The organism is Acidobacteriota bacterium (assembly GCA_016713675.1).
In the GTDB taxonomy this organism is placed as follows: Bacteria; Acidobacteriota; Blastocatellia; order Pyrinomonadales; family Pyrinomonadaceae; genus OLB17.
Window position 1 is genome coordinate 320,170 of record JADJOS010000001.1, and the last position, 12,436, is coordinate 332,605.

13 protein-coding genes are annotated in these 12,436 nt (G+C 53.4%); all 13 read left to right on the forward strand.

Annotated elements, in window-relative coordinates:
• Positions 1 to 16: 16 nt before the first annotated feature.
• The 13 genes from IPK01_01500 to atpB all read left to right on the forward strand — a co-directional run bounded on the left by IPK01_01500 (position 17) and on the right by atpB (position 12,227).
• Entirely contained in the window at positions 17 to 1,030 is a 1,014-nt protein-coding gene (locus IPK01_01500) for a DUF4349 domain-containing protein (GenBank protein MBK7932173.1), read from the forward strand.
• 1 nt (position 1,031) lies between these two features.
• The gene (locus IPK01_01505; protein ID MBK7932174.1) at positions 1,032 to 1,229 is read left to right on the forward strand and encodes a hypothetical protein; all 198 of its coding nucleotides are present in this window, start codon (positions 1,032 to 1,034) and stop codon (positions 1,227 to 1,229) included.
• Positions 1,229 to 2,485, forward strand: coding sequence for a glycosyltransferase family 1 protein (locus tag IPK01_01510; GenBank protein MBK7932175.1), 1,257 nt, complete (start codon positions 1,229 to 1,231; stop codon positions 2,483 to 2,485). The genes IPK01_01505 and IPK01_01510 overlap by 1 nt, the downstream gene beginning before the upstream one ends.
• Before the next feature lie 22 nt (positions 2,486 to 2,507).
• Positions 2,508 to 3,179 carry a carbonate dehydratase gene (gene can / locus IPK01_01515; GenBank protein MBK7932176.1) on the forward strand — a complete coding sequence of 224 codons (672 nt, stop codon included), beginning with the start codon at positions 2,508 to 2,510 and terminating at the stop codon, positions 3,177 to 3,179.
• Positions 3,180 to 3,363: 184 nt separating this feature from the next.
• A complete protein-coding gene (locus IPK01_01520) occupies positions 3,364 to 5,298 on the forward strand; it encodes a PEP/pyruvate-binding domain-containing protein (GenBank protein MBK7932177.1) in 1,935 nt (644 codons plus the stop codon).
• A gap of 75 nt (positions 5,299 to 5,373) precedes the next feature.
• On the forward strand, positions 5,374 to 5,880 hold the full coding sequence (locus tag IPK01_01525; GenBank protein MBK7932178.1) for a tetratricopeptide repeat protein: 507 nt from the start codon (positions 5,374 to 5,376) through the stop codon (positions 5,878 to 5,880).
• 651 nt (positions 5,881 to 6,531) lie between these two features.
• On the forward strand, positions 6,532 to 6,927 hold the full coding sequence (locus tag IPK01_01530) for a hypothetical protein (protein ID MBK7932179.1): 396 nt from the start codon (positions 6,532 to 6,534) through the stop codon (positions 6,925 to 6,927).
• A gap of 82 nt (positions 6,928 to 7,009) precedes the next feature.
• Positions 7,010 to 7,573: an elongation factor P gene (efp, locus tag IPK01_01535; GenBank protein ID MBK7932180.1), complete on the forward strand. Its 564-nt coding sequence runs from the start codon at positions 7,010 to 7,012 to the stop codon at positions 7,571 to 7,573.
• Positions 7,574 to 7,651: 78 nt separating this feature from the next.
• On the forward strand, positions 7,652 to 8,971 hold the full coding sequence (locus IPK01_01540; protein ID MBK7932181.1) for a 3-deoxy-D-manno-octulosonic acid transferase: 1,320 nt from the start codon (positions 7,652 to 7,654) through the stop codon (positions 8,969 to 8,971).
• The gene (locus IPK01_01545; protein ID MBK7932182.1) at positions 8,968 to 10,194 is read left to right on the forward strand and encodes a glycosyltransferase; all 1,227 of its coding nucleotides are present in this window, start codon (positions 8,968 to 8,970) and stop codon (positions 10,192 to 10,194) included. Before IPK01_01540 ends, IPK01_01545 begins: the two co-directional genes overlap by 4 nt.
• Positions 10,195 to 10,416: 222 nt before the next feature.
• Complete coding sequence (locus IPK01_01550) at positions 10,417 to 10,812, forward strand: AtpZ/AtpI family protein (protein ID MBK7932183.1); 396 nt, start codon at positions 10,417 to 10,419, stop codon at positions 10,810 to 10,812.
• A gap of 99 nt (positions 10,813 to 10,911) precedes the next feature.
• Positions 10,912 to 11,328 (forward strand): ATP synthase subunit I, encoded by a 417-nt coding sequence (locus IPK01_01555; protein MBK7932184.1) that lies wholly within the window; start codon positions 10,912 to 10,914, stop codon positions 11,326 to 11,328.
• Between the two features lie 2 nt (positions 11,329 to 11,330).
• Positions 11,331 to 12,227 carry a F0F1 ATP synthase subunit A gene (atpB, locus tag IPK01_01560; protein MBK7932185.1) on the forward strand — a complete coding sequence of 299 codons (897 nt, stop codon included), beginning with the start codon at positions 11,331 to 11,333 and terminating at the stop codon, positions 12,225 to 12,227.
• Positions 12,228 to 12,436 lie beyond the last annotated feature (209 nt).

A 12,436-nucleotide genomic window follows, 5' to 3' on the forward strand; every position in this document is an offset into this window, starting at 1 on the left:
CGACGCTGGAGGCTATATGAAAATCATCCCGTCATTCGCCCTTTTTCTTTTCGCTCTATCGATCTCATGCGGCAGTGGCGAACAAGCCGCCACTAATGCAAATGCATATAAATCTTCCGGCACTTCGCAGCCGTCAACTGCGGCTCCCGCCCAGAGTGATCAACCCGCGACCAGGACGGGCAGCGGTAGCGGTAATGGTGGCGGGGGCGGTGGTGGCCGTGAAACTCAGATCGCTGCAGTGGCCGGTGCTCCAGACGCCACGCTCGCCCAATCTCAAACATCGCAGATCGACACAGCTCCGACCGACCGCAAGATCGTCCGAAACGCTGATCTCAATCTCGAAGCAGAATCTCCCGAAGAATCGCAAAAAAGTATCACGTCAATCGCCGAGAGCAAGGGCGGCTTTGTTGTCGAATCGCAGCAGAGTAGCAGCGACAAGAAAGGCACGACCCGCGACACCGTCACGATGACCGTCCGTGTTCCCGCCGCGAAATTTGCCGAGGCAGTCGACGAGATCAGAAAGACCGCGAGCCGTGTCATCGTCGAGACCATAAAAGGCGATGACGTTACCGAAGAGTTCATCGATGTCGAGGCTCGCCTCAAGGCAAAAAAAGCGCTCGAACAGCAGTTCATGGAGATCATGAAGCGGGCAAATTCAGTCGAAGACGCGCTGAATGTCCAGCGTCAACTAGGCGAGGTACGCAGCGAGATCGAGAAGATCGAGGGCCGCAAACGCTTCCTTGAGAATCAATCAAGCCTTTCGACAATAAAGGTTCGCATTCAAACGAAAGCGGCATTCGCCGCGAATTCCAGCGGTTTTTTCACTCGGCTTACCGAATCGTTTAGTACCGGCCTCGATTTTGCGTTAAGCTTTATTTTGGGAATGGTGACCTTGGTCGTGTCGCTTCTTCCCTTCTTATTGTTTATCGGCCTTCCGGGATTTTTCCTGATCCGATACTTGATAAGAAAACTGAATCGCTCAAATACGGTCACCGTGATCGAGAATTCGACCGAAGAGAAACCCAATTAAGATGGAAATCGGACTAAAGATCCTTGCGGCGGTCCTGATCGGGGCCGCCGTTTATTTTTACAATATCGGGCAATCGGACTATACTTTCGCGGCCGCTGTCGTCGGTGTTTGTGCGTTCTTTCTGAGCATGAGATTCGCGATCAAAAAGCGTTTGAACGCCGCCGCTGAAACCACACCAAACGACAAAGAGATCAAATAATGTCACGAGTAGTTTTAGCGACAATGGGCAGCCTCGGCGATCTGCATCCGATGCTCGCCCTCGCCATCGAACTCAAAAAACGCGGCCACACGCCCGTGGTCAATACGTGGGAAGGCTACCGCGAAAAGGTCGAGGGTCTCGGTCTTGAGTTCATGCCGCTCCGCCCAAATGTCGACCCGACCGACCGCGAACTGCTTCGCAAGACCATGGACGCCAAGACCGGCCCGGAGATGGTCATCAAGGAGTTGATCTTCCCCAATCTCGGCGATATGTACGAGGATCTCGCGGCCGCGTGCGAAGGTGCCGACCTGCTGATCAATGGCGAGATCGTCTATGCGACGGCCTCGCTCGTCGAGAAAACGGGCATTAAGTGGATATCAACAACCCTGGCTCCGCTCTCGATGTTCTCATGCGAGGACCCGAACATTTACCCGACCGCCGAATGGCTCGAATACGTGCGGCCGATGCCCGCATTTCTGCATCGTGCCCTGTTCAACGTAATGCGCTTGAGCCTGAATAGCTGGTACGAACCGTACAAAGCATTTCGCCGCAGCATCGGTTTGAGCGAAGATCACGAGCCGATCTTTGACGACAAATTTTCAAAACTGCTCAATCTCGCGTTATTCTCAAAAGCGATCGGCCGCCCGCAGACGGATTGGCACTCGCCGACGCTGCAGACCGGTTTTTGCTTCTTCGACGAGAGTGAATCCGGTGAGCTTGACCCGAACATCGCCGCGTTTCTCGACGCAGGCGAACCGCCGATCGTTTTCACACTCGGATCCGCCGCGGTTCTGGATGCCCGCGATTTCTTTGAAGAAAGTGCAAAAGCCGCAAAAATGCTCGGCAAACGTGCACTTCTGCTTTACGGCCGCGAAAACGAACCGCCGAAGCACCTCGATGAGAATGTCGCCGCGTTTCAATACGCTCCGTATTCACAGGTCTTCTCGCGGGCAGCATGTGTCGTCCATCAGGCCGGCGTTGGTACGACGGCTCAGGTACTGCGTGCCGGCGTTCCGCATCTCATCATGCCGTACAGCCACGATCAGCCGGATAATGCCGCCCGCTGCCGCCGTGCGGGTGTTGCCGAGATCATCGGCCGCGACCATTACACCGCAAATTCTGCCGCCAAAGCACTCACGCCGATCCTCACCGATCCCAAATACCGCGAGAACGCCGCCGCCCTAAAACGCATCGTCGATGCCGAGCACGGCACCGCTACCGCATGCGACGCGATCGAAGATATTTTGCGTAAATGACCAATATAGATAAGATATAGCTGTGGGAAACATCCAAGAACTTTTAGAAAACAACCGGAATTGGTCCGAAAACGTTACACGCGAGAATCCGAGCTTTTTCGCGAATCTCGCCGACCAGCAAAATCCTGATTACCTTTGGATCGGATGCAGCGACAGCCGCGTTTCGGCAAACACCATCGTCGGCCTCTTGCCGGGCGAGATATTTGTCCATCGAAATGTCGCAAATCTCGTCAATCATACTGACATGAACTGCCTCTCGGTGATCCAGTTCGCCGTCGAGGTCTTGCAGGTCGATCACATCATAGTTTGCGGCCATTACGGCTGCGGCGGCGTTATGGCTGCGGTGGATGACGAACGGCACGGCCTGATCGACAATTGGCTGCGGCACATCCGCGATACCGCCAACCTCCATGCCACTGTGCTTGAGTCTATCGCCGACCCCAACGAACGCCTCAATCTGCTCTGCCAACTCAACGTTGTCGAACAGGTGCAGAACGTCGGCGAGACAACGATCGTTCAGGACGCATGGGAACGCGGCCAGCAGCTCGAGATTCACGGCTGGATCTACGGCCTCAAGGACGGCAAGGTCCGCGATCTTGAGATATCGATCAGCAGCGAAGCCTCATTAAAGGGCTTGCGAAGGGCTTTTCTTTTTAACGACAAACGCCGAAGTGCCGACCCTGCATCGAATTGAGGTCATTAGAGGATGTCTAAAAAGGTGAGTGTCGAAAACAACTAAAATTATTTAGAACGCGGATCGAGCGGATTTGGCTGATCAAAAGTGAATTTAAAAGATCTGTAAGATCCGCTTGATCCGCCCGATCCGCGTTCAAAAAATACCTACAATTGTGAGACCCTGACTTTTCACAAAAATATATATGCGTCTTTTAGCCACTGTCATTTCCCTCTTTTTGCTCTCCACCGCAGGTCAAGCTCAGATGTCGCGCAAACCGACGCCGACCCGCGAACCCGCGGGGGCAATGAGCAAAAAGCCCGATTCGAACCGCAATTCGCTGCCAAAGCTCGAATCCCGAAACGCTTTTGACTCGATCGCCCGCGTTTATCACAAGGGGACTCCGTACGCGATGCCGCACGTGATGTTCGTCATCGACCGCCGCGACAAGGACAAGATCTATTTCGTGAATTCGCAGAAATTCCGCTTTCACAAAGATTTCCTGCTCGCGACCTATATGATCCCTCGCGGCACCGAGATCTTTAAGGCCGTCTATCAGGATCTCGACCGCCGCTTTATTGTCGGCACGCTCGCGTGGCAGCAGCCGGTCGAAAAATACACCTGGGAACTCTGGGAAGGCGACATGGCTTCGGCAGAGCTGATCAAAACCGCCAACACTGCTGTAAACAAAGCGTTCTTTCAAAAGGCGTTTTACAAACCAAACTCGATCCGTCAGGAAGATGTGTCAGTGAACATCGGCATCGACCGCATCCTGCAGGACGAGCTGAACCGTAATCAGGCATATCTTGCATTGAACACAGGCAAGGCGACCGGCCGCCTTCACATAATTGACAAACTCGACGACACCGTTGAGATCGGTGAGAACGAGATCCTTGTCCTCAAGGAATTGCCGCTTACGCTTCCGCCGGTTCGCGGAATTATAGTCGCAAAGCCCTCGAGCCCGCTGTCGCATATAAATATTCTTGCGAAGGGCTGGAACATCCCGAATATCTACATCAAGAACGCCGACAAGCTGTTCAAGGAATACAACACCTATTGGATGAAGCTCGACGCTTCTCTGACCGATTTTAGCCTCGAACGTGTGACGCAGGCGGCCGACATCCCGCGGCCGCCAGACGAGCAGATACCGCCCGCTGACCTGAACACCACGATACTCGGCCCGCTCGGCTCGATGCGAAAGAAGGACAGCATCAAATACGGCTCAAAATCGGCCAATCTCGGCGAGATGCTGTTCAAAAAGATCCCCGGTTTCACCGTGCCCGACGGGTTTACCGTCCCGTTCTATTGGTACGACAAATTCATGAAGGAAAATGGTTTCGATGAGATCATTATCAACCTGATGGACGAGAACGATTTTGTCCACAACCCCAAATTCCGCCGGCAAAAGCTCGAAGAATTTCGTGCCACGATCCAGAAAGGAAAATTTGACGAGAAGTTAAAAAGGGACATCATCGCCCGTTGGAAAACACAGCTCGGCGGAAAACCGGTCTTTGTCCGCAGCTCTTCGAACAGCGAGGACCTGCCCAATTTCTCGGGTGCGGGCCTTTATTCGAGCGTGCCGAATGTCATCGAAGAAGAAAAATTGATCGAGGCCGTCAAAAAGGTATGGGCGTCGCTCTGGAAGTTTGAGGCGTACGAGGCACGCGTCCGCAATTATGTCAGCCAGACCGATGTCTACATGTCCGCACTGATCCAGGTCGGCGTAGATATGGAAAAAGGCGGCGTAATGATCACCAAGGATCCGTTCGACGACCGCAACATAAATTCCGTCTACATCAGCGCCGTTTGCGGGCACAATTCAAAGGTCGTCGATAACACCGGCATTCCCGAACAGATATTGTTCAACCCGAGGTCGAATTCGGTCATCGTCATGACGCTCTCGCAGCAGGAAAATGCGCTCGCGTTCGATGAAAAAGGCGATCTCAAGGTAACCGCAGACAAATGTGCCGCCGGGCCTAAAAAACGCGTCCTCACCGACATCCAGGCCCGTGCCCTTGCCAAAGCGGCGATGCAGATCAAGGTCGCCTTCGGCAACAAAGCTCAACAGGACATCGAATGGGGGATTCTCGGCAACAAGATCTACGTCGTCCAGTCGCGGCCGTACATCGATAATAAATAGGCCATCCGCTTATTCACTTGTTGGCGACAGGTTATTAGCGGATAGTTTGATAGAATTGATAAGAGGACAAATTCAATGAAATTAGCAATTATCTTTATCGGCGCCATCTTTGCAGCGTCGTGCAACAACGCCCCTTTGCCGGTGCAGTCGAATAACACTTCGCGGACCAATACGGCCGCTTCCGGAACGCCGCAGACCGTCATCGCTCACAGCAGCGAAAACCAGACGCCGAGTCCCGCCGCTCCGGGCGAAAAGGCCAAATGGACCCAAAGCGGCGAGCCGATCGACACCAAGGAGTTGGATGCCGCGGTCACTTCGGCCGAAAAGGCATTGGCAGCCAAATCGTCTGACGACAAACTGAAAAAGGCCCTCGCCGAAGCTTATTACAAACGCGGCGTCGCCCTGACGGACGCCCGTCAGTATGCATCAGCCCTCGGCGATTACCGCAAAGCCTTGAAACATGACCCGTCAAAGGCCGAGGCAAAAGAATGGATCGAAAAGATCATTATGATCTACGACGGCCTCAACAAGAGCTACCCAAAAGAAGGCGAAGAACCGCCGGCACTTCCGTTCACCAAGTAAGAATAGGATCCTGACCGGAGTCCGGACACTCTGTCCGCCGGACAGCGGACACTCCTGTCCGCATTCGTACTTCACCGGGCCTCTCGCAATTGGAACGTGATGTTCGGGCCGGACCGTCCACTCTGCCGCTGAAAGCTTGACCGAAAGACCGGAACGTCGTGATTTGGCCACACCCCTCGACAGAAAACCTTGCCGCGGCTGGGCGGTTGGGACCGATGGGTGCGAAGTGGGGCGGCGATGGGATGTTGGAGATCGCGCTTTTGAATGGGAATGTTGGGGAGCGATGGGTCTTTGTTGCAATTGGACCGCAGCAGCGGCCGACGACAGTTTTTCACACCCTTTTTACGATTGTCGCTGGGGGTCTTGTTTATTGTCGCTGACCCTGTTTTTTACTGTCGCAAGCCCCCTAAAACATTGTCGCCAGGCCCCTTAAAAACTGTCGCAGAACGCATTTTCACGGCATTTTCATCAATTTTGCTGATCAAATTGTGGTACGTACCACAATTTGAATGGGAGGTGAAAAATACACGTTTGGTTCACCCCAAAAAAGGCGCTGATCGATAGTGGTTGCGAGGAAATTAGACCCGAATGGTACAATTGTCGTCAAGCCGCTCAATTCCCGGATCGCATTCGGTCACACTACTTAGATATATGAAAAAACTGCTGCTTATCACATTCGCTTTTTTTGTATTGTCGATCATGTCGACAGCCGTTTTTGCTCAGAAACCGACGTCGATCCGGTTCGCCCGCGGCACGCACGAAACGGTCGTCACCGGTACTCTCAACGGCTACAAGTCAAAGCGCGTTTACACGATCCGCGTCGGCGAGGGCCAAACGATCACTACCGAAAATGTCGGCAAAAACTACATCACGATCTCGATCGAACCGCCGCCAGGATCGACATACGAACAGGACATGGCCGCCGATTGTCATGACAAAAATGAGGTGACGCCGACCGCCAAAGGCGATTACAAGATAACCGTTACCGAGTGCGGCAAGGCCGACCCGTGGCGTGGCACGTTCAAATTCAAGATATCGGCCCGCTAGACAAATCCACGCTCGGAAAACTAAACTATCTCTTTTGTGTTTACACGAGAATACCTAACATAACGGAGATCGGATAGGTTTTATGGCTATTTCAGCAAACGATATCAGAAAAGGAATGGTGATCCTGCACGAAGGAGCACCCGTAAAAGTGATGGAATTTCACCATCACACGCCCGGCAATCTGCGGGCGATGGTCCAGGCACGTCTTCGCAATCTGCTTACCGGCAATTCGTTCGAGTACCGCTTTCGATCGAACGACACGCTCGAAAAGGTGACTCTCGAGCAGCATAAAATGGAGTATCTCTACTCAGACGGCTCGCACCACCATTTTATGAATTCCGAAAACTACGAGCAGGTCGCCCTGACCGAGGACGAACTCGGCGACGCAGCCCAATGGCTGATGCCGAGCCTCGTGATCGAGGTCGAGTTCTACAACGGCACGCCCATCGGCGTCGCTCTGCCGGCGTCGATGGAACTGACGGTCACCCGCACCGACCCGAATCTGAAAGGCGCGACCGCATCAAACTCGAACAAGCCCGCGACGCTTGAGAACGGCGTCACCGTCTCAGTTCCGCCGTTCATCGAAGAAGGCGAAAAAATTCGGGTAAATCCGACCGAATCGAAGTATATTGAAAGGGTAAAGTAATTTTACGGTCCCAGGTTTCAGGTCCAAGGTCCAAAGTATTTCAAGAGGCTTTGGACATTGGGCCTTTGGTTTTGGGCTATGTTCTTTTTCTACAGCCTCATATACACATTGGGATTTATACTGCTGTCGCCGAGGTTTCTCTTTGACCTTGTGACCGGCGGTAAATACGCGTCCGGATTTGCCCAACGGTTAGGCTGGCTCCCTGAATTCAAGCTCGATACGCGTCCCGTCCTTTGGCTCCACTGTGTTTCGGTTGGCGAAGCGAACGCTGCCCGGCCGCTGGTCGAGAGCATAAAAACGAACTTTCCGAAAAATCGCCTGGTCATCTCAACGACCACAAAAACAGGTCAAAAGCTCGCCAAAGAGATCTTCGCAGATTCGGCCGACGCGGTCTTTTTCTTCCCTTTTGATTGGAGATTTAGCGTCAAAAAGGCTCTCAGGCATTATCGGCCGTCGGTCGTCATGCTGATGGAGACCGAGATCTGGCCCAATTTTATTCGCGAGACAAACCACGCAAAGTCCCGCATCTGCATCGTCAACGGCCGTCTGTCCGAGCGTTCGTACACGCGATACGCCCGTTTCAAAACCTCAATGCGCCGCATCCTCGGCTATCTCGATCTGGCCTTGATGCAGACAAATGCAGATGCAAAACGCCTGATGGAACTCGGCATTCGTGCCAGCAAGGTCCGCGTCAGCGGCAATCTCAAATTTGACCACAATGTCGAATCGACGGAAAATGAACTGACCGAAGCATTTCGCTCAAGGTTTTCCATCTCGCCGGACGCTCCGCTGATAATTGCCGCCAGCACTCACCAGCCTGAGGAAAAATGGATACTCGATGCCTTTAAGGAAGTTTGGAAGAATGCCGGCGAACGACTGCCCCGTCTGATGATCGCTCCGCGGCATCCCGAGCGTTTTGCCGAGGTCAGGGCTCTGATCAAAAATTCCGGTTTCGATTGGGCCTGCCGTACCGAGGCCGAATCGTCGCGTGACAAGACCGCCGAGATCATCTTGCTGGACAGCATAGGCGAACTGCGGTCCGCCTATCCGCTTGCCGAGATCGTCCTTGTCGGCGGCAGCCTGATCCCGCACGGCGGCCAGAGTATTTTTGAGCCTGCTGCGAGCGGCAGAGCGATAATTACAGGGCACAACACAGCAAATTTTGCCGACGCCGTGACCGAGTTTTTGGACAAGGACGCCCTCTTGCAGCTCGATGAGACAAATGATTCAACCGTCGTGGCGAAACTCGCGGACGCATTCCGCGAGCTGCTCCAGTTCGATGAAAAACGCAAAACCCTCGGCACCAACGCACTCGCAGTGATGAATAACAACCGCGGTGCCGCCGAACGCACTATCGAATACCTGACGCCGCTCATCGCCCCAATTTCGCACACATGATCTTCGTGTATTATTTTTTCGCGGCGGTCCTTATCCTATTGAGCTACCGATCGCTCGTCGGGGGATTTCGCTATTTGGCGTTTTTCCGCAAAGAACTCGCCCGCCCGCGTTCGGAATATACGCCGTTCGTCAGCGTGATCGCGCCATACCGCGGTATCGATGACGGGATGCCCGAGAATTTGGCCGCACTGTTCGGCCAGGACTTTCCGGAATACGAGATCATCTTCGTCGTCGATGACGAATCCGATCCGGCCGTTGCTCTTGTCAGAACCGAGAGCAATGCGGGGTCCCCAGACGGGCATCCCGGCCGGGGTGTCAACGTTAGGTCGAGACTCGTCATCGCCCCCAAGGCCCAAGACTGCAGCCAAAAAGTAGAAAACCTAAGGGAAGCCGTTCTGCACGCAGATCACAGGTCCGAGATCTATGTCTTCGTCGATTCTGACGCTCGTCCGTCATCCAATTGGCTCCGCGACCTGATCGCTCCGCTCCAGGACGACGAGGTCGGAGCGACAACAGGCTATCGCTGGTTTATCTCGAAAAAGCCAAATTTCGCCTCGGAATTGAATAGTGTTTGGAACGCCTCGATCGCTTCGGCGCTCGGCCCGAACACAAGCTCGAACTTCTGCTGGGGCGGCTCGATGGCGATTCGCTGCGACACCTTCGAACGCCTCGATATGCGTACAAAATGGCAAGGCACTCTCTCTGACGATTTTGCGGTTACACGGGCGATGGACGAGGCGAATATGCCGATCGTATTTGTTCCGCAGGCGATGGCAGCAACGCTCGAAAGCTGCGATCTTCGCCAAATGCTCGAATTTACGACACGCCAGATGAAGATCACCCGCGTTTATGCACCAAGCCTTTGGCTGATGTCGTTCATCGGTTCGGGCCTATTCAATGTCGTTATGATCGCTTCGCTTCTGATCGCGATCTTCAGCCGTTCGAACGGTTGGCAGGTCGCCGCGGCGATCACCACACTTGTTCTCGTCTCGGCATTCAGCATCGGAAAGGCATATCTGCGGCTCAAAGCGGTCCGTCTCACTCTGACCCAATGGGATAAGGAATTACGAAAGCAAACATTTTCGCAGTTAACGCTGTTTCTCCTGGCTCCGCTCATTTTCTTTTACAATTGCTTTGCCGCCTGGCTTTCCCGACGGATGACATGGCGCGGAACGACCTACGTGTTGAAATCAAACCACGAAACTGTCATTATTGCGGATTAGACGAGCAAAGAAGCGATGAACGACGACGAGAACCCAATCGAAGATATGCCGAAGCCGAAACGGGTCCGCGCACCACGAATTGCGGCCGCCCCGGTTTACGACGATCCGTACGCCGATGATCTCGAATGGAATCTAAACTCGGAGGTTGTTGCAGAACCGGCAATTACAGAGACGGCCGTCGATCCATATGCCGAACCGCCGATCGAGCGAATCACGGATCCGATGGTCGAATCCGCGCCGAGCTACGACGCCCAGCCGTTTCATTCCGAGAGTAATGTCGACACGCCGCTATTCCAACCGGATATTGTTCCAAACTTCGTTCCGGCCCCGTTTGAACCCGAAACAACCGAAGAAACTGTCCGCCGCAGCGGCCTCGCATATTCGATCGGCATAGTGTTTGTCGTCTCGGTCGCCTTTATGCTGCTCCTTGGCTGGATCGCCGATTGGATGTTCGGCACAAAGCCGTGGGGCCTCGTCGGCGGGATCGTCCTTGGCTCGATAATCGGATTTGTTCAAGTGGTCCGCATCTCTTCACGCATCTTCACTACGAACAAGAATGGCCCGTCGATCAGTCCGCTAATGTCGCACGTCGACGACGAACAAGATGAGAACCTCTGAGATGATCCGTGCCATTTCTCGTGAATTTGCGGTTCATGCTCTGAGCTTTTGAATTTTCGCCCATTTCTTTGTAAAATTTAAGATTCGCGCGTGAGCACCATGCTGGAGCCTTTGACAACCGAAGACCAATTGCCGCCGCAAGTATCGCTAAGCCGCGTGCTCGTGATAATGGCCGTGATCATAGCCGTCGGTGCTATCGCAGGTTATATATTCGGCCCTGCCAGGTTCGGTGCCGGCGTGATGGTTGGCGGAGCGATGTCATTTGCCAATTATTTTTGGCAGCGGAATTCGACGCGGGCAATATTTGCCCAAGCAGCAAATGGTGAAAAGCCCATGCTGCTTAGCGTCAGATACATTCTTCGGTACGTTTTTTTGGGCCTCGTGGTTTGGGCGATATATGCGACCGGCGTGCTGCCGATAGCGGCTGTTGTTTTGGGCCTCGCAGCATTTGCATTAGCGGTCGTGATCGAAGGCTTGATCGGAATTTTTAGTAGTTTTAACGGACAGGAATCATAACAATGTTGTTATTTGCAGAAAGCGGCGGTCATCATGTTCCCTTGATCGTCGAGTTTATCAACCATTACGTCGGCAAGCCGGTACACGAATTTCAGGTCGCATATACCGAGCCGCTTTGGAACAAATACGTCTTTTCGAAATTCGGTACTACCGCCGCAAAGGCATTTGGTCCGTACACGGTCGAAAACGCGATACCTTGGTACACGATCATGTTTGTGATCGCGTGTCTATTAACTGTTTTTGTCGTTTATTTGCTGAAAGGCAAGCTTTCGCAGGACGATCCGAAGCCCGGCCAGCTCACACTCGAGGCCGGCGTGCTCGCGATCAAGGACATGATCGTCAGTATCATCGGCGAACACGGATTCCGCCATTTCCCGATCGTTGCGACGTTCGGAATTTTGATCCTCGTATCGAATCTGATGGGGCATTTTCCGATGTTCATGTCGCCTACCGCCTCGGTCAACGTGACGTCTGCCCTTAGTCTTTCGCCGTTAGTCTATTACAACTACGTCGGCATCAGCGAAAACGGTCTGTTCGGGCACATCGCTCACTTTGCGGGGCCGAAACTGCCGCTGCTAATGTTCCCGATCACAATTCTGATCTTCTTTATCGAGATCATTTCAAATTCGATTCGTCCGTTCACGCTTGGCGTTCGTTTGTTTGCCAATATGTTTTCGGACGAGCAGGTGTTCGTACAGATCACAAATCTGGCACCGCCGTTCACACATTTTATTTTGCCGCTCGCGTTGACGCTGCTTGGGGTATTCGTCGCGTTCGTTCAGGCATTTGTATTTACGCTGCTCTCGATGATCTACATCGGCGAGGTCTCACACGCCCCGCACGATCACGATGAGCACGAGCATGAAGCACACGGCGAAGTTGCCGTCGCACATGCATAAAAGGTTTAAGGTTCACGCTTTATTTGAACTTTGAGAAAAGGCCAACGGGCCGTTTGATTGAAAACTTGTGAATAACTCAGCCGGTCACGCGACCGGCACGATGCCCGCACGCATCAGGAGACGCGGACTCTTTGGGAGTATAAAATCCGCGGCATACCGGAAGTGAGGCGAAATCATACCAACACAAGTTTCTAATTGACCGCTCCGCT